This window comes from Rania fehmarnensis (genome assembly GCF_056494185.1).
On sequence record NZ_CM151398.1, the window covers coordinates 644,143 to 671,075 of the forward strand.

Below are 26,933 nucleotides of genomic sequence, written 5' to 3' on the forward strand. Positions count from 1 at the left end.
GGTCGACTAAAATTTTTGGTCGGTGTGCTTACCGTTTCGCCCAGAAGATTGCTTCTAGAAACACAGGGTGTGTTGATGATTGCTGGGAAGTTTTTTCTAGCTTCTTAAGTATGCCACCGAATTGGATGCGCTGCGTGAGGTCAAGTTTTTGTTTGAGCGGCGCACAGACAATGGCACTGGGGCCAGTCGACTTCTCATTCTCGAACAGCTCAAGGACGCGATACAGATTGTGAATGGGGATTAGCATGGGCGTCATTACTTTACCGATCATGATCGGCACAAAAATGAAGCCTGTGAAATGCGATTCCTGGCCGATCTCGCGGGCAAAACCAGTAACGATGACAGACTCACCGGCTTTGTGACCAGAGTCGACTAGCGAGGGTGAAATCTGTGGCGGCTTTTTCTTGGCAAAATCGCGACGCAGTTTGGGCTCGAGCAGCGCCAGGATCGACGCTTGGTCTTGGTCACTTAAATCTTGTTTGCTCATCTCCAGAAATAGAAATGCTTGAATGCCAGCGGTGAACACGCCCGCAGCTTTGGCCAGTTCATCACGCGTAACGACTTCGTCATCGGCGGCCGCCAGGAAATTGTAAAACCGTCCACCGTTGTCGAGCGACTTCTTGAGCGGACCTGGCGTGGCACATGGCTTGAGTTCTTGCATCTTGAACCTTCGATTAGTTTGGACGTGTCGACGTGCTGATCACAGGGAAGGAAGTCTATCAATTTTTGATGCGTTAGAAATCTCATTGCCAGAGTTCGAAGAAGATCAGCAAGAAAACTAGAACACTTACAGACGTCAAGCTGAACTGCGACACAATCCCGCCCCACGCAGCCATCGTCAGTTTGTCGCCGATCATACACGCAACGAGTACGCCACTGATCACGATTTCTCTCATCGCCAGGGCGAAGCTAATACCGTTTTGAGGCGTCGTGAAGCCAATCGTGAGCAAGATCGAAATGATGAAGGGGCTCAGCGTGACACATAGATAAAACAGCTTCCAGCGCATACCACTGGCCAGCCAAATGGCAATTCCACCACCAATTAGACAGAGGCCACCCAGCGGCGCGAATGGTAAGTATCTAGACACGATCGTCAACAATACAACGCACCCCAAGAAAGGCCAAAGATATTCGGCTGGATGCGGCAGTGGCCGATCTGACTTGCGGTAACGGTTTATCCATGCTACCAAACCGCATAGGGCCAGTCCCTTGGCCATTGCATCGAGCACAGCCAATGCCGCGATCTGTGGCCTCAGGTTGGCCGTCAATTGCTGGGAGGTGTCACGCGATATGCTGATCGCAATTGCAGTCTGAACCGCATATACAAAAGCAACCGCACACGTAAACACAAAAATGTGCGCTAGTCGCAGTTTGAAGATGTTTGGAGGAGCACCGGTCGACATAAATATGTCTCCTTTTGCTCCGCAAAAGGAAGGTGCCTTTCGCGGAGCGAAAGGAGACATACTACCTTAGCGGTAGGTAGATGTCGGTTGCCAGTTCAGGTTCTGGAGTTTCTGGTGGGGTAGTGCGATAGATTTCGTACGTTCCGATGCGGCTTTGTTTCAGTTTGCGATGCCGCGCTAGTTGGTTGGCGACACTCCAGGCGTTGCCTAAGTGACGATAGGCGCCGATGTGTTCGACGCGAAAGGCGGTTTTGGCTTGAAGCTGCCAGGTGGTCAATCCAGAACCAGCCGGTATCGCGGTGCCATCCGGAATGATGTAGCCGCTGATGTATTCAAAGATGCCTTCCTTGATGTTGAATTTGGTGTAGACCGAGATCATCGCACCGGTCATGGGGAGGCCGTGCTTGCGGAACAATTTCTGCGCGACGGAAAACGTTTGCTCCGTCGAAGAACCAATTTTGTCCACCGAACTTGCAGCTGACACACCGGCCATCGTAAAGTGCTGGACAGCTTCAGAACCATGCACTTTCGTTTGAGAAGGAATAGAACCGGTTTCGACTAGATCTTTCAGCATGTTCAAGCCACGTTGATAGTCCATGCTGATGAATGTCCTCATCATGGGAATCATCCAGAACAAGAACCAAGGCAAGCTGCTGTCCATCAACCAGCTGACATGCGTTGCCCCGCCCTCGGGGCGTAGATGGAACGCGGTCTTAGCCAATGACTTGAAAGGCTTTAGAAAGGTCAAGTCATCTTCAATCAATTGGTTGGGCTGCAGTTGCCTGTGTACCAGTTCTCCTTCCCCGGTAATGGTGCCCAGCCAGTGATAGGTCGAACCGACCGTGGCCGAATTGGCTGAGACCGTGACCTTGGTTTCTGGTTCGGCAATCAGCCATGGCGACCAGGTAGACCAAGTCTGATAATCAGCCAGGACCTGGAATACGCGCTCGGGAGAAGCGTTGATGACGGCCGTGCGTGCCAGTTGGAACTTGGGCATGATACAAACTTGATGGTTGGGTGATGCGACATGTAAAAGTCACAGCAGTCTAAGCGTTTGCCGGCCTTGAAAAAAGAGTCACACCGATTTTTCTGCTGCTCGCAGTCCGCAACTCCCCGTTGTACATGCATGCCAGGGCTCGGAGCCTCGGCTCTGGTTTATAGCGGCTTAGCTGAACACCGCAGGTCATCCACGAACAGCACGCAAGGCTGCGTGGGGTTGCTGTGAGCGGAGATGCCGACCTCGAGACTATTATAAATGGCCGATCGAAACGGCAGCGTGATGCCGGTGCGGTCCAAGACCTGTTGTCCGTCCTGCCACACTTGCACCTGGCCATCGGTAGTTGACAGAAAATAATGCACTCGGACATGCACCCACTTGTCTCTGGGGAAGGTGATGCGATTTTCTGCCGCTTGCCGATAAGTCGGCTTGTCCAGTGCCTTGAGCTCAATACCTAGCGACTGATCGTCGAAGATGCGCAGCCGAATTCCAGGATGCTCCTCCACAAATTCGCACTCGAGATCGACCAACGTCATGGGAAAACTCTGCTGAGCCCAATAATAGGCTTCAAACCAAAAGTCGTCGCCATCGCGGAAGTATACCAGCGGGCTTTCAAGACTGGCTTTGCAAGTAATCATGCTGTCAGGTTTGGCAGGGGCTACGCATTTAAGAGACATGTTCCCAGAATGAGCTTTTTCGCTGGTTGGCTCGACACGAGAATCTCGGAAGCTCGCTCGACCAGCTAACATTTCTTGTCGATGCGCCACATAGTCTGAAACCTTCGGCGTCTCTGGAGACTGTAGAGTGAAGGCGCCCCACCGCAGTCGCTGCTCGCTGACCAGCTCGCGCAGTCCTGGCAGACCTGGACTCATGTCTTCGAAAGTCTCGGCCAGTTCACGCTGCACTTCGAATCGTTGTTGGGTTTCAAGATCGACGCGATACGTTTTACCATCCTCGGTCACGTAGGACCGCTTTACCTCTTCGGGATCAAACACGCGCGTGACCAGTTCCCATGCTTTACCGGAATTGGTTTCGCGATACGCGTTCCCATCGTCAACGACATAGAACTTGTCGCCATCGGCTTCGTAGGTTAACACGAGCCGCTCTGGTTCAAAGGGAGGCACCACCTGCGGCCGGTTGCAACCAGCGTTGAGAACTGAAATCAGCACCAGGGCCAGGCGAATTGTCGATTTCATAGCAACTATCACTTTTTAACGAAGGATATTAAGTACTATTCGTCGAAGATTGGCCAATATTGGAAATTGGAGTGCCGCGGCGCAGCCGTAGCTTTGATGTGTTAACCCAACTGTACCGCAACCAGTACGCACCAGGTGATGCCGGCGTTCAGAGTGACTCAGGCTGCGGTTAGAGACTTCGCTTACATCAAAGCGGTGCCAAGTGGCACCGCACTCCAACGCAACACGGACGAGACAGAGCTGCCGTTTTTATCTATTCGAGCTCTGATCTGAGGAAGGCTTTGGAATAAACCCACCAGCGATTGATGGTAGAACGTGAGACGCCGAGCAAATCGGCGACTTCGTCAAAGTTGTGGCCACCGAAGTAGTGCAGTTTGACCATTTCAGCACACTGAGGGTCTTGGGCGGCCAAGGCGTCGAGGGCTTCGTGCACGCCTAAGAGTTCGGCTGGACGTTCTACATGCAGGTAGTCGACGTCGATCGGCTCGCGTTTGGCAGTACCTCCACGTTTTTGTGCCATCTTGCGACGTGCCGCATCGACCAGAATGTGGCGCATAGCTTCGGCCGCCGCCACAAAGAAGCCTCGCCGCGAACGGTAACGAACCTCCGTTTTATGACCTACCAGGCGTAAGTAGGCCTCATTGACGAGCGCTGTCGGTTGAAGCGTATGACTGGCATTCTCCGTCGACAGTTTCCAGCGAGCCAGCCGTCTCAGTTCTTCGTATACCAACGGAAACAACTCGTAAGCGGCTTCGCCGTCGCCAGAATCGATGCGCTGTAAGAGGCTGGTGATGTCGGAATTGGAGTCCATCTTGACCTCACTGCGGCGACTCTAGCGATTCTGATGCTGCGGAACCAACCAACAAATCGGCTTCAGCTTGCAAACGATCGACCGTGCTGGCGTTAGGATGCACTGGGACGGGCGCCTTGCGATTGGCCTCCAGCGTCTCTTGCTGCGCTGTCAAACTACTCTTAGCGTTACGGAGCATGGCCATCGCCTCTATATCTCTTCCAAGCTTCTTGAGTGCCATGGATCGCACGAACTGATCGGCTGAAGTCGAATCGATTTTGTCCAAATACGTCAAGCAGTTCTCGAATCGACCAGTGCGAAAGAGTACCCACGCCACAGCGCGTGTGGCTTGAGCATTGTTCTTGTCCTCGGCCAGCCCGCGACGAGTCAGCTCAATTAGTTGCGATGTCTGGGGGCTGTACTCTGGCGCGGATGCGGCCACCAAGACGGCATCTGCCCAGTGTGCTGGCAACTTATCGGACTGCTCAATGGCCGACAGATGATCTGCCAGAACCCTGGCCCGGGTGGCCAGCATCGAATCGTCAAACAGGTTGGCAATCTCTGCATGACGGTGATGGCTCTTCCATGCTTCGTTGGCATCGATTCGCTTAAGAATCTCCAACCATTCCGCGTGCCTGTCTGTGAGCGCGCGACGCCACTCTTGCATGAATTGCAAACGTCTGTCCTCGCATTGCTGTAGAAAACTATCATAGCTGGCGACCATCTGTTCTTGCATTTCGGTGTTACTACCAGCAGACGGTGAGACTTGTTTGCAGTACCCGGCAATGCGTTGAGCTGTTTCGCAAATGAGTAAGTGCCCGATGTACTCTTGGAAGTCTTGCGGATTGCGCTGGGCCTCAGCAAGATTTTCGATTTCTCGCAACTCAGAATTAAACATGGTAACGGCGTGCTCAAACGCTTCGACGGGACGATTTTGCAGCAGCTCGATGACGGCCATATCGCGTAGCGCATGCTGATCGAGGGTGTACATCTCTGAGTCACCCGGAAAACGCTTGAGAGCATCGACAAGGAAGTCATGGCAACGTTGCAGGTCTTGGTGGGCCTTGTCTAGGCGACCTGCTTTCTTGTGTTCGCCACCTACTTGCCTAAGCAGTAAAGCATAGCTCCGGCGATTGCTACGCATGTCCGGGAAGCTGTCGACCAATTGTTGGTGCTGTCGCAAACCTTCATTCCACGCCTCCCACGCCTCGTCGATGCGACCGGCGCTTGCAAGCGTTGTCCCTTGCATACGCAAGGATACGCCCAAGGTGTGGCGCAAATCAGGTCTTTCAGGGAACCGTACGACAAGCTGCTTGATGAATTCAAGGCGTACTTCAATCAGCTTGTCGGCTTCTTCGTGGCGTTTGAGTCGCCGTAAGGCAACGCTGTAGTTCTGCATCGCCATGGGAAGCGAGAGTAACGCATCTTTCATGTCGGGAGCCATTACAGTCAGCTTCTGTTTCAGCTCAATAGCCTCGGCATAGGCTTCTGCGCATGCTTCATTGCTCTGTCCCCACCATAAGGTCTGTTGTCCCTTGGCGCTCAATGCAGATGACAGACGCCATATCAACTCTGGATTGTCAGGCTCCGTTTGCAGAATCTCGCGTGCCAATTGGATGGCTCGGTCGGCTGCTTGCGCGGCCTCGGCCTTGCGCGACTTCTCGGCTGAATAATTCAACGCACAATTGGACAGACCCCGGATAAGATCCTGCTTCTGGTCCAACGAGAGCGGTGTCCAATCAGCTATGGAACTAAAGAAGGCAAAGGCTTTATCGGCGTGAGCAATGGATGACTCATACTCGCTACGATTTCGATAAGCACTGGCTAACGCGAGATTGCTCTCGGCTAAAAGCAACGCGTACGCGATGTCGTGCGGATGATCGGCTATTGCTCGCGAAGACATCTCCACAGCGCGACGGATCTTTTCAATGGCGTTCTGTTCGTCGCCCAGTTCCCGTAGCAAATGTCCCGCTCGCAGGTTGGCCCGAATCGCACCTGGTCGAGGTGCTGTATCTGATGGCAATTCTTCTGCAAGTTGTTCATACGCTGCGATAGCTTTGTCAAAGAAGGCTTGTTGTCGCCGACTATATCCCGCCTGGCTGCCCAGCCATTCCTTGGCAAATTCGGTGTACATCACATCAATGGCAGTTTCGGCAATCGTCAGGCGCTTGTCGGCCAGGTCGGCGCGCTGGGTCGCCAACTGCATCGCTTGCGATTTAGCGCCTTCAGCATGGACCGCTCGACGCCACTGCCAGGCTGTCGCCACCAGTCCCAAGCACAAGCTGGCGAAGACGGCGGTGCCAATGACAACAGCATAGCGGTGCTTGCGGAGCGTCTTTCGCAATCGGTAGGCAAGCGTCGGCGGACACGCGCGCACCGTCTGCTTCGTTAAGTAGCAGGTCACATCCTCGCCCAGCTCAGCGGCTGAGGCATACCTGCGTTTGCGATCTTTTTCAATTGCTTTTAAGACGATCCAATCCAGTTCAGACCTCATCGATCGGACCAGTGTGCGCTGATCCAGACCACGTTTTTCCGCGACTGTTGAGCTCTCCAGTTGAGACATCGTGGTGACGCGATGACTGGGACGCGGCGGATCTTCTTCGCGAATAATTCGCCGCATCTCGTCAAAGCCAGACTTGAACAAGCGTTCGCGATCAAATGGAGTGGTCCCGCAAATCAACTCGTACAACAAGACACCCAGCGAATAAACATCGCTACGCGTATCGATATCCAGGCCGCTGAGCTCCAATTGTTCAGGGCTCATATACAGTGGCGTGCCGACGACTTGGTTGAGCGCGGTATACAGTGTGTGTTGAGTCAACTGCTGATGCAGCGCTTTGGCTACACCAAAGTCGATGACCTTGATGACCGGTTTGCCATCGTGCAGGGTGACCAGAATATTACTAGGCTTCAAGTCGCGGTGGATGATTCCTTTTTGATGAGCATGTTGAACTGCGCTGCAAGTGTCGACAAACAGGCTTAGTCGTTCGTCGATGCTCGATTTGGCCTGATCGCAGTAGGCGGTGATCGGCAGTCCACGCACCAATTCCATCACGAAATAAGGCAGCCGTTGCTGGGTAGCGCCTGCATCGAGCACTCGGGCGATATTGGGATGATCCATCAACGCCAAAGCCTGTCGCTCCGCTTCAAAGCGCGCGATAACGGCTTTGGAGTCCATGCCCGGTTTGATAACTTTCAGAGCGACTTTGCGACGAACTGGCTCGGTTTGTTCTGCGACAAAGACAACGCCCATACCACCTTCGCCAATCTGTTCCATCAAACGGTAGCGATCGATTTGAGAACCAATATCAGTCACGTTGAAAGCGGTTGTCGACCCGAGATCTACCGCTGGTGCAGCCATGAAACTGTCGCTGGACTGCACGTGCTGCAACAACTCCTGCACACGCTGTCGCAATTCCGGATTCCCCTGGCACGCCTGAGCCAAATAGGCTTGTCGCTCAGCGGTCGGCAAATCAATGGTGGCCAGCAACAGCTCTTTCTCTCTGGGAATTGGTGGGCTGTTAGACATGGGAAAACACCTGGGCATGAATACGTGGAGAACGACTGTCAGTAAAGGCGCACAAATTCAGTCTCGTGTGTCACAGAGCCAGAAAGATTGTAGTCAACCGCATCACTCGTGGGCTGAATATTGGTAGACGGTTGTACAGCCTTAAGGGTGTCCTACCCGCATCGGTGAGATTTTTTTGCGCAAATGACGTGTTGCGAACGCTGTTGACGTCTTTATCTGTAAGCCAGCAAATCAACTCATGTCTATTGGGAGAAACAAGAATGCCCCGTCGCCTCTTTGGTACCACCACCGGGAAAGGCCACCCAACACCGCTATGTACCAATCCGGGGCGATCAAGAATGTTACGATCTCTGCGCGTCGAACGTTACGAACCGCGATGTTTGATGGCCGCAGATATCGCGCTGAATCCCATGTGGCAGCCTGATGGCCTGAGCGATTTGTCGCGATTCACGTCCAGTGATGACTGGAGTCAAGCAGAACTGGATGAAGCCCTGAAGGAGCATGCGCACCTGCACGACCATGACTTTGCGGACTTGCCAGAAATCGAACCATGGAGCAATCTAGGCGGCTGGGCCTGTGAACCATTTCCAGCGAATATCATAGAGCCTTCGACTACGCTAGTTAGTGCGGCCAGGTCTGGGGCGCCGAAGGGGCCGCTTCCGGACTCGACGATTAGCTTAATGGACACGGGTCTCATTGTCCCTGCACTGGACAGCTTGTCCGGAGCGGCAGCGTCGTTGTATCTCGATTTCGATGGCCACGTTGAACCGGTTTGGGGCTCATATACGAATGTAATCTCACCGCCACTGGACATGGATGGTGATGCCACCAGCTTCAGCGATGAAGAGCTGACCTACATCGAAGATGTATGGAAGATCGTGGCCGAAGACTTTAGCCCGTTCAATATTAACGTGACGACGGTCCAGCCCTCGACTCTGGCGGCCGGACTCAACCCCAGCCTGGCCAACGGCAATGCATTGCGAGTTGCCATTGGCGGCGGCGTCGATTTTTTAGGGCTTAGTACCGGCGTGATCGGTTACGCATACCTCAGTTCCTTCACAAGTAGTATTGCGAACGTGGCCTACGCCATGCCCGTTCGTTCCGATGGATCATTTGCGACGGCTTTCTCAATTGGTTCGGTGGCCTCACATGAGGCTGGACACAGCTTTGGACTGCGCCATCAAGAACAGGGGTACAACCTGACTGAGAAATGGCAAACCATTATGTATCCGATTCTTTGGGGGATGGAAGATGCATATTGGACGACGGGTGTCAATGAACTAGGCAACAACCAAGACGACATGGCGGTTCTGGGTAACTCGACCAATGGCTTCGGTTATCGCACCGATGATCATGCCGACTTGATCGCGGGTGCATCGACTTTTGCCAGTTCTGGCGATCAGTATCAAGGCATTGGAGTCATTAGTTCTTCGACCGATGTAGACATCTGGAAAATCCCGGCAGGCAGTGGCGAAAGCATGCGGGTTACTGTGTCAGGTAGCGAAATTGGTCAGAACCTGGACGCAGTCATCGAATTGCTGGACGCGTCGGGGAACGTGATCAAGTCCGCGGATCCAAGTGACTCTGCCGACGTCGCGATGAGCATACCGCTAACTCAGGATCAGTATTTGCGAGTTCGTAGTACAGGAGAATACGGTCGAGTTGGACAATACAATATTCAACTAGCGCCCGCTGCTGCTGGCATAGAAGTAGCTGCCCCAACTACGTTGATGGTCGATAGAGACGGTCGCTCCGATCAGTTCACAGTAGCTTTGCAGAGCCGACCAACTGCTGACGTTGTGGTAGATGTGGCCATCAGTGGTAGCAGTCATGTTGGGCTCTCGACCCCTCAGCTTGTCTTTACTGCTACTAACTGGCATTTGCCTCAAGTGATTAGCGTGACCTCTGTGGAAGACAACGCCTCCACAGGCGCCACCAGTTTCTTGGTTGAATTAGCGGTGCATTCCACCGATACGGCTTACGAAGCGCTGCCTGCACCAGCTCTGGCGGGCATTCGCGCTGATGATCAACTGGCCGGTTGGGTTGGAGTCTTACAAACGCCACAGATCTCGGGAAACATCACCATCTATGGCTTTGAATCGACGCCGGACGGCGGAGCGGTTGCAGTTGGGCGGTTTAGTGGCTCGGTGGATTTTGATCTAGGACCTGGTCAAACGATACTTTCTTCGGTGATCGATACGAATGTGTTTATCGCTCGTTATAGCGCGACGGGTCAGCTGCAATGGGCAGTGCCTATCGAATCGACTGGTGTTTTTACTTCACCCGATGTCTTGAAAGTGGACGCGCAAGGCAACATCTATGTCGGCGGTACGTTTTACGGCGCGAATCTGACGGTAGGGACAACGACCTTGACCAATCAAGGTTCATACGATGTGTTCCTGGCGAAATTCACTCCCAGCGGTGCCGTAACGTGGGCGCGCGCGTGGGGCAACACTACCGTGGACTCGGTGAGCGATTTGGAGATCGATGCCGCAGGTAATGTGGTTATAGTTGGCAACTACGAAGGGACTCTCGATTTTAATCCAGGCACCGGTACGGTCTCGCGTACCAGCGCAGGGGCAAGTGACCTTTACCTTCTTCGATTAAATAGCGCTGGAAACTATGTAAGTGTTACGACATTGGGTGGGAGCAACAGCGAGTTTGGGCGCCAACTCGAATTGGATAGCAGTGGAAATGTGTACATCAGCGGCTACTTTGGCACAGCCACTCAGCTAGGCAGCTTCGCGCTGACTAGCTCGGGCACCCTTGATGGCTACCTATTAAAGATGTCTGCCACAGGCAGCGTGTTATGGGCCAAACAGGCGATCAGCGAAGCTGGTACCGGAGGAAATCTCAAATTGGCACGCAGCAGTACTGGACGAATCTTTTGGGGGTCGCAGTTCATTGGTGATATGAGTTTCGGACCGGGCACGCCGACTCTGCTGGGCACCGAAGCTAACGACATCTTTGTTTCCGTTTGGGATGATGCGGGTAACTTCATCAATGCCGGTGTGCAGGCGAGCGATCAGTTGCTGACCTTGCTCAAAATGAGCGCCGATGCAGCGGGCAATGTCATTATGGCCGGTCGCCTAAGAGGCGTGACGGATCTCGATCCCTCCGCAAATGTGACCGCCATCTCGCCGGTAGGCGTCAATGCAGATTTCATCGTCCGCGCGGATTCCAACTTAAACTTGTTGGATACAGTCATCCTGCCGCTAACGACAACGGGAGGCACGCTGCGAGCTCTTGCCGTTGATGCTCGAGGCGATATTCTTGTGGCTGGTAGCTTTGTCGGCAGTGTCGTCATGCCAACCGGCGCGATCTTCTCCGAAACCGACAGTTCGGCTAGCTACCTGGCGCGTTTCAAGCTCAATCCCGGCGTAACGGTCAACCCGCTAGCGGCGTTGGAGGTCTCAGAGGCCGGAGGATCGACCGCACTGCAAGTGTCGCTCAACACTGCACCCACTGCCGACGTCGTTCTCACCTTACAGTCGAGTGACGGTACTGAAGGCACAGTCGCTCCAGCTCAGCTGACCTTTAACGCCAGCAATTGGAATCAACCGCAAACGGTTCAAGTCGCCGGCGTCGACGATCTGGTCAGGGATGGTGATATAACTTTCTCGGTCACTCTCTCTTTGATCAGTAGTGATTCGGCCTATCAAGGATTGTCGATTCCCAGTTTGGTCCTGATCAATCGCGACAATGAGGCACCTCAGTTGTTGTTCGAAGACAGTTTCGAAGTTGGCGAATGGAACGGCAGGTGGGTCGAAGATTCGCAAAACGATTGGTACCGTTCGACACAGCGTGCGACCAATGGAACCCAGTCGGCTGAAGTTGACGGCGCTGCCAGCAACGCCACGTTGACATTGGCCAACTCACTGGACCTGAGTGCCATGGCGTCGGCGGAGCTAACGTTTAGCTGGTTGATCGAAAGCGGCTTTGATGCAGGTGAAAGCGTGTCGCTGGACATCTCGACCAACGGAGGCACGACATGGACTAGCGATGTGCGCCGCTTACAAGGCAACGTCAGCCAAGAGAATGTCTGGTTCAGTGAAGTGGTCGATCTGACACAGTACTTGTCGTCGCAACTGCGTGTGCGTTTCCGGGCTCTGGTTAGCGCGGCCGATGAAGATGCCAACGTGGACAACGTGCGAATCACCGGCTTGTTGGCCGGTCCTAACCTGCCGCCAATCGCTAACGCAGGTAGCGGCTATTCCATGAACGAAGGTTCCTCGGTGACGCTCAGCGGTGTCAGTTCATCCGATCCAGACGGTACGCTGGTTTCGTATGCTTGGGATTTGGATAACGATGGCCAGTACGATGACGCTAGCGGACCCACGACCAATTACACCACGCGCGCCAGCGGTTCGCAACTGGTCAGGTTGTTGGTCACGGATAATCGTGGCGCCACTGCTTCGGCGACCACTTCAATTGTCGTCGCCAACATCGCGCCCACCGCTAACGCAGGTGCAGATCAAGCTGTCTTGGTTGGAGCCGTAGTGAATTTGTCGGCCGCGGCATCGAGTGATCCCGGCCTGGACATTGTGCAATATGCTTGGGACCTCGATAACGATGGGGCCTTCAATGATGCCTTGGGCGCCAATGTAAGTTTTGTGGCGACAGCTGCGGGCACCTTTACACCGCGGGTACTGGTCACCGATGCCGATGGAGCTTCGGGCGTTGATGCCATGCAGTTGGTTGTCACGAATCCACCGACCGAAACCACTTTGTTTGAGGACAGCTTTGAAGTTGCTGAGTGGAATGGCCGTTGGGTCGAAGACAGTCAGAACGATTGGCTGCGTTCGACGCAACGGGCAACACAAGGCTCGCGCTCTGCGGAAGTCGACGGCCCGGCCAACAACGCCACTTTGAGTATGGCTAGTGCAGTCAATGTCAACGGATACAGCTCGGCGACGTTAACGTTTGATTGGCTGATTGAAAGTGGCTTTGATGCTGGCGAATTTCTGGCTTTGGATATCTCGACCAATGGTGGAACCACTTGGATACAGAACGTCAAGAGGCTCGAAGGCAATGTGAATGCAGAGAACGTCTGGTCCAGCGAGACGGTGAATCTAGGGGCGTATGCCTCAACAAACCTGAAGATACGTTTCCGCAGCACCGTCAGTGACTCAACCGAAGATGCAAACGTCGACAACATCAAGATCATCGGACGCAATAGTTAGTACAACGCTCGTCGTTTCGCTCGTCTCGCAACATGGAAAGGCCAAATAATGTCGCTTTGTCCCACGACCGGGCCAGTTGGGCGTGAATTCGAGCGTCGCTGACGATACTTTAATCATTTTTTTGAAATTGCTGAAAAGGATCGAGTGGGATTACGGCTAAAGGCTAGAGGGCGGTCTGAATCCGCTTGGTTCCTTGGTTTTCCCCCAAAAGTATGCGCCAATGTTCATTCAATTTCCTGTTGCTCTCAACTTGGTTAATGCCATCTCTTACCGGTTCAGCGACCCAAGCTGATATCGTCGTCGATGACCAGCGCCTTGGCCTCAGTTTGGGGTCTTCAGTCACGCGGTGCAGTGAAAGTGCACGCGAGGGAAGTGCGTACAGTCAGCCCACAACCTCCACCCGTATCAACATACAAACATGACTTTGCACGCAAATCGTTGCGAGCCTAAGAATTCAAATACCTCCCCACTGATCAATGGACAATAAGATGAAATTTGCAAGATCTCGCAAAAACACCACTTCCGGTGATGGGCCTACAAAGCGATTCTGCAAGACAGCAAGTCGAAAGCAGCGCAGGACAAAGTTGCGTTTTGAGTTGCTGGAGGATCGTCGCGTAATGGACGCGGGCTCTCTTGATCCAACGTTTGGTCAGGGCGGACTGGTGGCGACCGACATTCTGGACCAGCAGGATTCGAGCAATGACTATGCTTATGCGGTAACGGTGACGCAGCCTGACGGCAAACTGCTTGTGGGGGGGCAAAGTTCCTCACCTTACGGCAATGGCGGCGCGATCGTGCGTTACAACGCAGATGGGTCACTTGATACATCCTTCAGTGAAGATGGGCAGATGTATCTTGGAAGTCTCGGTCAGATTCGCTCGATTGCGGTGCAAACGGATGGAAAGATTCTGGTATCTGGTAACAATCGCTTAGCTCGATTGACCGACGCTGGAGTGCTGGACAATGCGTTTGGCGGCGACGGCTTTGCCGATGCGCAGCCAATCAGTACGGTCGGTATGGTCTTGCAGAGCAGCGGGAAGATTGTCGTTGGTGGATATCAATACGTCAGTCATGGCAGCTACTCCAACTATGATTTTGCTTTAGCGCGTTACAACTCCGATGGCACGCTGGACACAACTTTCGATGGGGATGGTGTGGCCACGCTGGATCTGGGGAGTAATGACTCGAATGATTTCGACGAGGCGCGCAGTTTGGCGCTGGGGGCCAATGATAGTCTGCTGCTGGGCGGCTATCAGCGGCTCTACAATGGCAATTACAACTATGCCTGGGCGGTGGCACGCTTCACTGCCGATGGCATGCCCGATACAGCTTTTTCGGGCGATGGCTGGACAGCGGTTGGAACCGGAACTGGCCTGCGGTCGGTTTCCGTAGGGCCCAGTGGTGAAGTTGTATTAGCGGGTAATGAAACCGGTGACTTTCGGGTGATTCGCCTGAACTCATCAGGTTCACCTGACACTGGTTTCTCGGGAGACGGAATTGCCGAGGTAGACTTTGGTAGCAGCGACTCGGCAAGTTCAGTCGTGGTCGAACCGGATGGACAAATCGTAGTCGCCGGTCAAGTTTATAACACCACGACCTCAAACTACGATTTTGGCCTTGCGCGCCTGAACAGCGATGGCTCGCTGGACAGCAGTTTTGATGGTGACGGTCGCGTGACTACCGACTTCTTTGGAGGCCAGGACTCTCCCAATGCCGTCGCACTATCGGGTAGTTCGATCGTGGTCGTGGGGTACACCTACAATCAACTAACTGGTGGTTACTACCCCTACGATTTTGCCGTCGCGAGGTATACATCTAGCGGATCTCTCGATACGAGTTTCAACTCAAATGGTCTGGTTGCGACCGACATTCTGGACCAGCAGAATTCGAGCGATGATTTTGCTTATGCGGTAACGGTGACGCAGTCTGACGGCAAACTGCTTGTGGGGGGGCAAAGTTACTCACCGTACAACAACGGCGGCGCGATCGTGCGTTACAACGCCGATGGGTCACTTGATACATCCTTCAGTGAAGATGGGCAGATGTATCTTGGAGGTTTTGGAACGATTCGCTCGATTGCGGTACAAGCGGATGGAAAGATTCTGGTATCTGGTGACAATCGCTTAGCTCGATTGACCGACACTGGAGCGCTGGACAGTTCGTTTGGCGGCGACGGCTTTGCCGATGCACAGCCAATCAATGCGGTCGGTATGGTCTTGCAGAGCAGCGGGAAGATTGTCGTTGGTGGATATCAATACGTCAGTCATGGCAGCTACTCCAACTATGATTTTGCTTTAGCGCGTTACAACTCCGATGGCACGCTGGATACAACCTTCGATGGGGATGGTGTGGCCACGCTGGATCTGGGAAGTAGCAACTCGAATGATTACGACCTGGCAAGTAGTTTGGCCCTGGGCGCTAGTGACAGTCTGCTGCTGGGCGGCTATCGGCAACTCTACAATGGCAATTACAACTATGCCTGGGCGGTGGCACGCTTCACTGCCGATGGCATGCCCGATACAGCTTTTTCGGGCGATGGCTGGACAACGGTTGGAACCGGAGCTGGCCTGCGGTCGGTTTCCGTAGGGCCCAGTGGTGAAGTTGTATTGGCGGGTAATGAAACCAGTGATTTTCGGGTGATTCGCCTGAACTCATCAGGTTCACCTGACACTGGTTTCTCGGGAGACGGAATTGCCGAGGTAGACTTTGGTAGCAGCGACTCCGCAACTTCAGTCGTGGTCGAACCGGATGGACAAATCGTAGTCGCCGGTCAAGTTTATAACACCACGACCTCAAACTACGATTTTGGCCTTGCGCGATTGAACAGCGATGGCTCGCTGGACAGCAGTTTTGACGGTGACGGTCGCGTGACCACCGACTTCTTTGGAGGCCAGGACTCTCCCAATGCCGTCGCACTATCGGGTAGTTCGATCGTGGTCGTGGGGTACACCTACAATCAATTAACTGGTGGTTACTACCCCTACGATTTTGCCGTCGCGAGGTACTTGGGTGACAATGTCCCACCGGTGGCCGTGGATGACTCGGTTTCGACACTTGAGGATTCACCTTTGTCGATCAATGTCCTATTGAATAATGGAAACGGTGCTGATTCAGACTTAGACGGAAACATTGCCCCGTCATTGACCATCAATTTGACATCCCCAGCGAATGGAACGCTTACCAATAACCAGAACGGCACGTTTCTCTATCAGCCGAACGCTAACTTCAACGGCACCGATTCATTCACTTACCAAATTGAAGATGCTAATGGTGCGTTAGCGACAGCCGTGGTCTATATCAACGTGAGTGCCGTGAACGATGCACCATCGTTTACCGTTGGCGGTGATGTTACGGTGGCTGAAGATGCAGGTCCTCAAACGATCCCGTCAGCCTCCGTGGCGACCACCTCGCGGATCTACTGGGTGAACAATGCTCCATCAGCTCGAGTCATCGAAAGTTCACTGCTTGATGGATCAGACCGTCAGGTGATTGCGTCCACCAATGGATCGGCGGATGGTCTGCAGGTTGATGTTGCTGCCGGCAAGATCTACTGGTCAGAATCGTCTTCGGTCAAGCGGGCCAATCTCGATGGCAGCGGTTTAGAGACGTTGCTCGGTGGAAGTGCATTTATTCGTGGACTGGAACTGGATGTTCTGAGTGGCAAGCTGTACTACATCACGAGCGTATCGACGCCGACGGGTGCTTGGAGTCGCCAGATTAATCGAATGAACATGGATGGAACTAACCAAGAGGCACTGTTTGAAGCCAACCCTGAGAACATACAGAACTCGACTGTTAACGATTTGGTAGTGGATTCTGCCAATGGTTTCATTTACTGGTTGAACGGCAATGGTGGCGATAGTATCGGGAAGGCGAGTATCACCGGTGGGGGCGCAGACCAAATTGTCCTGCTGCAGAACACGGGCATTGGCGCTCCGATCGACATTGAAATCTCTCCATCAGGGGACTATATCTACTGGACGAACAACAATACTAACACCAGCATTCAGCGTGTTCAGAGCAATGGTCTGAATCGCGAGCTTTTGGTAACAGGTGTTCAGTTACCGCTGGGCTTCGACATTGATTTCGAGGCTGGCAAAATATACTGGACGAACAACGAAGACTTTGACCCAGTAGCGTCTGGTTATCAAGGTTTGATCCAGCGTTCCAATCTTGATGGAAGTGGTGTTGAGACGATAGTTGACGGCCTGGATACCGGTACGTCATTTATATACTTGACTTCGCTAGCTTTGGGCATTGTGTCGAGTTCCTCGAGTGCGAGTTGGGCGACGGACATTTCGGCAGGCCCGAATGAGGAATTGCAAACGGTTTCATTTACGGTCACATCCAACAGCAATCCGACGCTGTTCTCGGTTGGGCCGTCGATTTCGCCTAGTGGAGTATTGACCTTTACCCCTGCCGCGAACGCTCATGGTTCGGCAATCATTGCAGTCAGACTCAGCGATAACGGCGGCACAAATGACTCGGGCGTAGACACCAGTCCCAGTCAGACGTTTACCATCAACGTGAGTGCCGTGAACGATGCACCATCGTTTACCGTTGGCGGTGATGTTACGGTAGCTGAAGATGCAGGTCCTCAAACGATCCCGTCAGCCTCCGTGGCGACCACCTCGCGGATCTACTGGGTGAACAATGCTCCATCAGCTCGAGTCATCGAAAGTTCACTGCTTGATGGATCAGACCGTCAGGTGATTGCGTCCACCAATGGATCGGCGGATGGTCTGCAGGTTGATGTTGCTGCCGGCAAGATCTACTGGTCAGAATCGTCTTCGGTCAAGCGGGCCAATCTCGATGGCAGCGGTTTAGAGACGTTGCTCGGTGGAAGTGCATTTATTCGTGGACTGGAACTGGATGTTCTGAGTGGCAAGCTGTACTACATCACGAGCGTATCGACGCCGACGGGTGCTTGGAGTCGCCAGATTAATCGAATGAACATGGATGGAACTAACCAAGAGGCACTGTTTGAAGCCAACCCTGAGAACATACAGAACTCGACTGTTAACGATTTGGTAGTGGATTCTGCCAATGGTTTCATTTACTGGTTGAACGGCAATGGTGGCGATAGTATCGGGAAGGCGAGTATCACCGGTGGGGGCGCAGACCAAATTGTCCTGCTGCAGAACACGGGCATTGGCGCTCCGATCGACATTGAAATCTCTCCATCAGGGGACTATATCTACTGGACGAACAACAATACTAACACCAGCATTCAGCGTGTTCAGAGCAATGGTCTGAATCGCGAGCTTTTGGTAACAGGTGTTCAGTTACCGCTGGGCTTCGACATTGATTTCGAGGCTGGCAAAATATACTGGACGAACAACGAAGACTTTGACCCAGTAGCGTCTGGTTATCAAGGTTTGATCCAGCGTTCCAATCTTGATGGAAGTGGTGTTGAGACGATAGTTGACGGCCTGGATACCGGTACGTCATTTATATACTTGACTTCGCTAGCTTTGGGCATTGTGTCGAGTTCCTCGAGTGCGAGTTGGGCGACGGACATTTCGGCAGGCCCGAATGAGGAATTGCAAACGGTTTCATTTACGGTCACATCCAACAGCAATCCGACGCTGTTCTCGGTTGGGCCGTCGATTTCGCCTAGTGGAGTATTGACCTTTACCCCTGCCGCGAACGCTCATGGTTCGGCAATCATTGCAGTCAGACTCAGCGATAACGGCGGCACAAATGACTCGGGCGTAGACACCAGTCCCAGTCAGACGTTTACCATCAACGTGAGTGCCGTGAACGATGCACCATCGTTTACCGTTGGCGGTGATGTTACGGTAGCTGAAGATGCAGGTCCTCAAACGATCCCGTCAGCCTCCGTGGCGACCACCTCGCGGATCTACTGGGTGAACAATGCTCCATCAGCTCGAGTCATCGAAAGTTCACTGCTTGATGGATCAGACCGTCAGGTGATTGCGTCCACCAATGGATCGGCGGATGGTCTGCAGGTTGATGTTGCTGCCGGCAAGATCTACTGGTCAGAATCGTCTTCGGTCAAGCGGGCCAATCTCGATGGCAGCGGTTTAGAGACGTTGCTCGGTGGAAGTGCATTTATTCGTGGACTGGAACTGGATGTTCTGAGTGGCAAGCTGTACTACATCACGAGCGTATCGACGCCGACGGGTGCTTGGAGTCGCCAGATTAATCGAATGAACATGGATGGAACTAACCAAGAGGCACTGTTTGAAGCCAACCCTGAGAACATACAGAACTCGACTGTTAACGATTTGGTAGTGGATTCTGCCAATGGTTTCATTTACTGGTTGAACGGCAATGGTGGCGATAGTATCGGGAAGGCGAGTATCACCGGTGGGGGCGCAGACCAAATTGTCCTGCTGCAGAACACGGGCATTGGCGCTCCGATCGACATTGAAATCTCTCCATCAGGGGACTATATCTACTGGACGAACAACAATACTAACACCAGCATTCAGCGTGTTCAGAGCAATGGTCTGAATCGCGAGCTTTTGGTAACAGGTGTTCAGTTACCGCTGGGCTTCGACATTGATTTCGAGGCTGGCAAAATATACTGGACGAACAACGAAGACTTTGACCCAGTAGCGTCTGGTTATCAAGGTTTGATCCAGCGTTCCAATCTTGATGGAAGTGGTGTTGAGACGATAGTTGACGGCCTGGATACCGGTACGTCATTCATATACTTGACTTCGCTAGCTTTGGGCATTGTGTCGAGTTCCTCGAGTGCGAGTTGGGCGACGGACATTTCGGCAGGCCCGAATGAGGAATTGCAAACGGTTTCATTTACGGTCACATCCAACAGCAATCCGACGCTGTTCTCGGTTGGGCCGTCGATTTCGCCTAGTGGAGTATTGACCTTTACCCCTGCCGCGAACGCTCATGGTTCGGCAATCATTGCAGTCAGACTCAGCGATAACGGCGGCACAAATGACTCGGGCGTAGACACCAGTCCCAGTCAGACGTTTACCATCAACGTGAGTGCCGTGAACGATGCACCATCGTTTACCGTTGGCGGTGATGTTACGGTAGCTGAAGATGCAGGTCCTCAAACGATCCCGTCAGCCTCCGTGGCGACCACCTCGCGGATCTACTGGGTGAACAATGCTCCATCAGCTCGAGTCATCGAAAGTTCACTGCTTGATGGATCAGACCGTCAGGTGATTGCGTCCACCAATGGATCGGCGGATGGTCTGCAGGTTGATGTTGCTGCCGGCAAGATCTACTGGTCAGAATCGTCTTCGGTCAAGCGGGCCAATCTCGATGGCAGCGGTTTAGAGACGTTGCTCGGTGGAAGTGCATTTATTCGTGGACTGGAACTGGATGTTCTGAGTGGCAAGCTGTACTACATCACGAGCGTATCGACGCCGACGGGTGCTTGGAGTCGCCAGATTAATCGAATGAACATGGATGGAACTAACCAAGAGGCACTGTTTGAAGCCAACCCTGAGAACATACAGAACTCGACTGTTAACGATTTGGTAGTGGATTCTGCCAATGGTTTCATTTACTGGTTGAACGGCAATGGTGGCGATAGTATCGGGAAGGCGAGTATCACCGGTGGGGGCGCAGACCAAATTGTCCTGCTGCAGAACACGGGCATTGGCGCTCCGATCGACATTGAAATCTCTCCATCAGGGGACTATATCTACTGGACGAACAACAATACTAACACCAGCATTCAGCGTGTTCAGAGCAATGGTCTGAATCGCGAGCTTTTGGTAACAGGTGTTCAGTTACCGCTGGGCTTCGACATTGATTTCGAGGCTGGCAAAATATACTGGACGAACAACGAAGACTTTGACCCAGTAGCGTCTGGTTATCAAGGTTTGATCCAGCGTTCCAATCTTGATGGAAGTGGTGTTGAGACGATAGTTGACGGCCTGGATACCGGTACGTCATTTATATACTTGACTTCGCTAGCTTTGGGCATTGTGTCGAGTTCCTCGAGTGCGAGTTGGGCGACGGACATTTCGGCAGGCCCGAATGAGGAATTGCAAACGGTTTCATTTACGGTCACATCCAACAGCAATCCGACGCTGTTCTCGGTTGGGCCGTCGATTTCGCCTAGTGGAGTATTGACCTTTACCCCTGCCGCGAACGCTCATGGTTCGGCAATCATTGCAGTCAGACTCAGCGATAACGGCGGCACAAATGACTCGGGCGTAGACACCAGTCCCAGTCAGACATTTACCATCAACGTGAGTGCCGTGGCCGACGCACCGACACTGGCTGTCACCGACTCGTCCGGCAACGAGGCATCTCCAATTCCCCTGGCGATCAATTCAGTACTTAACGATACAGACGGATCAGAGTCGCTAGCGATCGAGATCAGCGGGATTCCAAGCAATGCGATCTTTGCAAATGCTCTCGGTGATTTGCTGATTCCAGTTGGTGGCGTACTGACTCTCGCGGCTCCGCAGTTGGTAGGGCTCTCTATCGAGATCCCCGACGATGCCGTACTTCCGCTAACTGTCAAAGCAATTGCGACGGAATCATCTACTGGTGGCTTTGCGATATCGACCCGACTTCTCACCGTCACTGTCAACAACGTTGCTCCAACGATTAGCAATCTGTCGACAACAGCAATTCAGGAGAATGGTTCGACTACATTGAGCGGCACGATAGCTGATTTGGGAACGTTAGACACTTTCACAGTGTTGATCGATTGGGACAATGACGGCAACTACGATGAAACTCACATCAACGTCAATGCTGGTGCGTTCAGTTACACTCACCAATACTTAGACGATAGTCCAACGGGAACCAGTATAGATCTGATACCAATCAACGTCCAAGTGGTGGACGACGACAGCGGTAGCGCAGTAGGCGGTGGCATTGAGCAATTATTAGAAAATCTAAATTTAAACAACTCATTGATTCTAGCTGAAGTGCCGACGCCATTCCTGTTCTCCGAAGGGGCAACCGGGACCAATATTGGTGATGGTGGCAATGACATGTATGATGGTGGGAACCTATTAAATACAAATTTGTCTAGTAATATCGCATATACCAATAAAGTGGTGGTGCCAACCAACGCTTTTGGTCCGGGCAGCCAATATTTCACAGCCAAATACAATGGAATGTTTGCGATGGCTGCAACGGATACTGCGATCAATAGCTTTACCATTACTGGCAACAATGGGGCCGATGGTTCCGGCGCGGTCGACGGTACGACACTCTCGACTAGTGTCAACGGAGCTCCGTTTACACTTTACATCAAACGTGTCTTTAATGCTTTTGATCCATCAATTAACCACATTGTTATGGTTCCAGGTGATGGTTCTGGAGTCTCTCATACTTTCTCGACTGACACAAACAATGACTTTCACCAAGTTACCGGCCTGTCGTCGGTCTCCGAGATCTATTATTTGCTGGTAGCTCGGTCCAGTGGTCAATACTTGGCGAATGCTGATGTGCTCGATATCGCAAATGCATTTCTAGCCAACCTAGGTTCGAACGGTGGTGGTGTGTTTGCCGCGACTTCGGTGGCAGTCAGCAATGCTGCCCCGGCATTTGATGATGTTTCCGGAATAGGTGATTTCGTTGATGCGGCTTTGCTGCCGATCGATTCCGGGGTTTTTGACCGGGTCGGAATTAATTTCTCAGATGTGGGGACGCTGGATTCGCACACGGTTACGGTCAACTACGGCGACGGAGCACCTGGCGCGATTCAGACATTCATTGTCTCACAGGGCGATCGCGTATTTGACCTTCCGACCTATACCTATGTCAGTGAAGGCACGTTCACAGTTAGCGTTACGCTAGAAGATGATGACCTGGGGGCTATCACACAAACCTTCAACGTCGCAGTTGACCTAAACACGCCACCGGATGCAGTCGATGACGAAGTCGCCGTTTCCCAGGACTCAACGATTTTGATTGATGTCTTGGGCGACAACGGAAACGGAATCGATTTCGATAACGAAGGAAATATCGATCCTGCTTTAACCATAGGGCTGACCTCGCCAGCAAGAGGAATCTTGACAAACAATCACGATGGCACGTTTACATTTAGCACCAACGGTGAGTTCGCCTACCTCTCTGCAGGTGAAGTGACCATCGAGATGTTTACCTATCAGATTGAAGACGAGGATGGAGCGACCAGTTCTGCAGAGGTTACCATCACAGTCACTGGCACCAACGACCTGCCGATCGCCAATGTATCGGGCAATGAATCGGCGACCGAAGATGGTGTGATCATCAGTGGCCAGGTATCTTCCAGTGATGTGGATGTCCTGGGAACGACGGCCACATACAGTATGACATCAGCGGTAGCTGGGTTGACATTTGGCTCAGGTGGCAGCTGGTCATTTGATCCAAGCGATGCCGCTTACCAGTACCTGGCAGCTGGAGAAGAGCTGGATGTAGTTGTCAACTGGACAGTAACCGACGATCAATCCGCTACCGACAGTAGTTCGTTTACCATCACGGTCACCGGCACCAACGACCTGCCGATCGCCAATGTATCGGGCAATGAATCAGCGACCGAAGATGGTGTGATCATCAGTGGCCAGGTATCCTCCAGTGATGTGGATGTCCTGGGAACGACGGCGACATACAGTTTGACGTCAGCCGTAGCTGGGTTGACATTTGGCTCAGGTGGCAGCTGGTCGTTTGATCCAGCCAATGCCGCTTACCAGTACCTGGCAGCTGGAGAAGAGCTGGATGTAGTTGTCAACTGGACAGTAACCGACGATCAATCCGCTACCGACAGTAGTTCGTTTACCATCACTGTCACTGGCACCAACGACCTGCCAATCGCCAATGTATCGGGTGACGAGTCGGCGACCGAAGATGGTGTGATCATCAGTGGCCAAGTATCCTCCAGCGATGTGGATGTCCTGGGAACGACGGCTACATACAGTTTGACATCCGCAGTAGCTGGGTTGACATTTGGCTCAGGTGGCAGCTGGTCGTTTGATCCAGCCAATGCCGCTTACCAATACCTGGCAGCTGGAGAAGAGCTGGACGTAGTTGTCAACTGGACAGTAACCGACGATCAATCCGCTACTGACAGTAGTTCGTTTACCATCACTGTCACTGGCACCAACGACCTGCCAATCGCCAATGTATCGGGTGACGAGTCGGCGACCGAAGATGGTGTGATCATCAGTGGCCAGGTATCCTCCAGCGATGTGGATGTCCTGGGAACGACGGCCACATACAGTATGACATCAGCGGTAGCTGGGTTGACATTTGGCTCAGGTGGCAGCTGGTCATTTGATCCAAGCGATGCCGCTTACCAGTACCTGGCAGCTGGAGAAGAGCTGGATGTAGTTGTCAACTGGACAGTAACCGACGATCAATCCGCTACCGACAGTAGTTCGTTTACCATCACTGTCACTGGCACCAACGACCTGCCAATCGCCAATGTATCGGGTGACGAGTCGGCGACCGAAGATGGTGTGATCATCAGTGGCCAAGTATCCTCCAGCGATGTGGATGTCCTGGGAACGACGGCTACATACAGTTTGACATCCGCAGTAGCTGGGTTGACATTTGGCTCAGGTGGCAGCTGGTCGTTTGATCCAGCCAATGCCGCTTACCAATACCTGGCAGCTGGAGAAGAGCTGGACGTAGTTGTCAACTGGACAGTAACCGACGATCAATCCGCTACTGACAGTAGTTCGTTTACCATCACTGTCACTGGCACCAACGACCTGCCGATCGCCAATGTATCGGGTGACGAGTCGGCGACCGAAGATGGTGTGGTTATCAGTGGTCAGGTATCCTCCAGCGATGTGGATGTCCTGGGAACGACGGCCACATACAGTATGACATCAGCGGTAGCTGGGTTGACATTTGGCTCAGGTGGCAGCTGGTCATTTGATCCAAGCGATGCCGCTTACCAGTACCTGGCAGCTGGAGAAGAGCTGGATGTAGTTGTCAACTGGACAGTAACCGACGATCAATCCGCTACCGACAGTAGTTCGTTTACCATCACGGTCACCGGCACCAACGACCTGCCGATCGCCAATGTATCGGGCAATGAATCAGCGACCGAAGATGGTGTGATCATCAGTGGCCAGGTATCCTCCAGTGATGTGGATGTCCTGGGAACGACGGCGACATACAGTTTGACGTCAGCCGTAGCTGGGTTGACATTTGGCTCAGGTGGCAGCTGGTCGTTTGATCCAGCCAATGCCGCTTACCAGTACCTGGCAGCTGGAGAAGAGCTGGATGTAGTTGTCAACTGGACAGTAACCGACGATCAATCCGCTACCGACAGTAGTTCGTTTACCATCACTGTCACTGGCACCAACGACCTGCCAATCGCCAATGTATCGGGTGACGAGTCGGCGACCGAAGATGGTGTGATCATCAGTGGCCAAGTATCCTCCAGCGATGTGGATGTCCTGGGAACGACGGCTACATACAGTTTGACATCCGCAGTAGCTGGGTTGACATTTGGCTCAGGTGGCAGCTGGTCGTTTGATCCAGCCAATGCCGCTTACCAGTACCTGGCCGCTGGAGAAGAGCTGGACGTAGTTGTCAACTGGACAGTAACCGACGATCAATCAGCTACTGACAGTAGTTCGTTTACCATCACGGTCACTGGCACCAACGACCTGCCGATTATTACCGGACTCAATAGCAGCAATCCTACGGTAGCCGTGAAGGGGACGGTGAATGTTCCAGTCACCATTGACGGGACGTTTGCTGACATCGACACACGCGATGTCCATTTAATTACTATCGACTGGGGCGTAGTGCCGGGTTCGGCCGATGCCGAGATATTTTGGGCGAACGAAGTGGAACCCTCTAATGTTGGTTCTTTCATCCGAAATCACACATACTCAACCGGTGGCATCTTCACGGTCACCGTAAAGGTCAATGATCTGAATGGTGGCGTTGCTGTTAGAACTTCAACTGTTGTTATAGGTGGAGTGGGGTTGGTCGATGGGACTCTGTACGTCATCGGATCCAATGGCGAAGATGAAGTTGACATCAAGTTGAAGGGTAGTGACGGCGGTAGTGACGGCGGCAGTGACGGCGGTAGTGACGGCGGTAGTGACGGCGGTAGTGACCAGGTTATCAATGTTAAAGGTGAATTTGACAAAAGGGCAAGCCGCAAGAAGTTTGATATTAATTATCTCGCCTCTCAAGTTGACCAGATTGTCATCCTGTTGTGCGGGGGTAACGACGATGCACGGGTACACAAGAACATAAATGTCGATGCTCTGATCGATGGTGGCGACGGGAATGATCATTTGAAGGGCGGGAGCGGTGACGATAGACTGCTTGGTGGAATGGGCAACGATGAACTGGAAGGCTTCGATGGTAACGACTTGCTTGACGGTGGAAGTGGTAACGACGACCTCGACGGCGGCAGGGGCGCAGACGTTTTACTCGGCGGTTTAGGCAATGATGATCTGACTGGCGGCAGCGATGGCGGCAGCGACGGGTGTAGCGATGGAGGGGCGGACTATTTAGTCGGAGATATCCTCTCAGGCGGCGATGGAGACGACAAGCTAACTGGTGGGAATGGCAAGGACATTCTGATCGGCGGCCGGGGTAAAGATGAAATCGACGGTGGCGGCAGCAGTGCTGCGGGAGATCTGTTCGTCGGCGGGTGGACTATTCATGATAATGATGTAGAAAAGCTCCTCGCAATTCGTAACATCTGGACATCAGGCAATAGTCAGGCCAGTATCGTCAGTCAGTTGACGAGCACAGGCGGACTCTTGAGTGTTAACAACAGCGTGTTTGGCGATGATAAAAAGGACAAGCTCGAGGGTCATAAAAACTCGGTTGATCTGTACTTTGCCGAACTGGGACTTGATACTTTAAAAGGAAACGATAGCAAGGACAGAGTTATTTCAATTTAGATATCA

General features: G+C 52.9%; 8 protein-coding genes. 2 read left to right on the plus strand and 6 right to left on the minus strand.

The features are described 5' to 3' along the window. Window positions 1-28 precede the first annotated feature (28 nt). The 6 genes from SH573x_RS02255 to SH573x_RS02280 form a co-directional block, all read right to left on the minus strand. Window positions 29-661: a hypothetical protein gene (locus tag SH573x_RS02255; RefSeq protein ID WP_479352665.1), complete on the minus strand. Its 633-nt coding sequence runs from the start codon at window positions 659-661 to the stop codon at window positions 29-31. Between the two features lie 82 nt (window positions 662-743). Beyond that, complete coding sequence (locus SH573x_RS02260) at window positions 744-1,403, minus strand: hypothetical protein (RefSeq protein WP_479352666.1); 660 nt, start codon at window positions 1,401-1,403, stop codon at window positions 744-746. Between the two features lie 61 nt (window positions 1,404-1,464). Continuing rightward, complete coding sequence (locus SH573x_RS02265; RefSeq protein WP_479352667.1) at window positions 1,465-2,400, minus strand: SRPBCC family protein; 936 nt, start codon at window positions 2,398-2,400, stop codon at window positions 1,465-1,467. 158 nt (window positions 2,401-2,558) lie between these two features. Further along, on the minus strand, window positions 2,559-3,596 hold the full coding sequence (locus SH573x_RS02270) for a heparin lyase I family protein (protein ID WP_479352668.1): 1,038 nt from the start codon (window positions 3,594-3,596) through the stop codon (window positions 2,559-2,561). 253 nt (window positions 3,597-3,849) lie between these two features. Continuing rightward, complete coding sequence (locus tag SH573x_RS02275; protein WP_479352669.1) at window positions 3,850-4,407, minus strand: ECF-type sigma factor; 558 nt, start codon at window positions 4,405-4,407, stop codon at window positions 3,850-3,852. 7 nt (window positions 4,408-4,414) lie between these two features. Next, window positions 4,415-7,915, minus strand: coding sequence for a serine/threonine protein kinase (locus SH573x_RS02280; protein WP_479352670.1), 3,501 nt, complete (start codon window positions 7,913-7,915; stop codon window positions 4,415-4,417). A 338-nt stretch (window positions 7,916-8,253) separates the two neighbouring features. Here SH573x_RS02280 and SH573x_RS02285 point away from each other — a divergent pair, with 338 nt between their 5' ends. Together SH573x_RS02285 and SH573x_RS02290 are read left to right on the plus strand one after the other, a co-directional pair. Then, window positions 8,254-13,098 (plus strand): PKD domain-containing protein, encoded by a 4,845-nt coding sequence (locus SH573x_RS02285; protein ID WP_479352671.1) that lies wholly within the window; start codon window positions 8,254-8,256, stop codon window positions 13,096-13,098. A 584-nt stretch (window positions 13,099-13,682) separates the two neighbouring features. Further along, on the plus strand, window positions 13,683-26,927 hold the full coding sequence (locus SH573x_RS02290) for a cadherin-like domain-containing protein (RefSeq protein ID WP_479352672.1): 13,245 nt from the start codon (window positions 13,683-13,685) through the stop codon (window positions 26,925-26,927). The last annotated feature ends 6 nt before the right edge of the window (window positions 26,928-26,933 follow it).

Bases quoted from the DNA above. Each gene is read 5' to 3' on its own strand.
- SH573x_RS02270 (WP_479352668.1), bottom strand. From the start codon at position 3,596: ATGAAATCGACAATTCGCCTGGCCCTGGTGCTGATTTCAGTTCTCAAC.
- SH573x_RS02255 (WP_479352665.1), bottom strand. From the start codon at position 661: ATGCAAGAACTCAAGCCATGTGCCACGCCAGGTCCGCTCAAGAAGTCG.
- SH573x_RS02285 (WP_479352671.1), top strand. From the start codon at position 8,254: ATGTTACGATCTCTGCGCGTCGAACGTTACGAACCGCGATGTTTGATG.
- SH573x_RS02280 (WP_479352670.1), bottom strand. From the start codon at position 7,915: ATGTCTAACAGCCCACCAATTCCCAGAGAGAAAGAGCTGTTGCTGGCC.
- SH573x_RS02275 (WP_479352669.1), bottom strand. From the start codon at position 4,407: ATGGACTCCAATTCCGACATCACCAGCCTCTTACAGCGCATCGATTCT.
- SH573x_RS02265 (WP_479352667.1), bottom strand. From the start codon at position 2,400: ATGCCCAAGTTCCAACTGGCACGCACGGCCGTCATCAACGCTTCTCCC.
- SH573x_RS02260 (WP_479352666.1), bottom strand. From the start codon at position 1,403: ATGTCGACCGGTGCTCCTCCAAACATCTTCAAACTGCGACTAGCGCAC.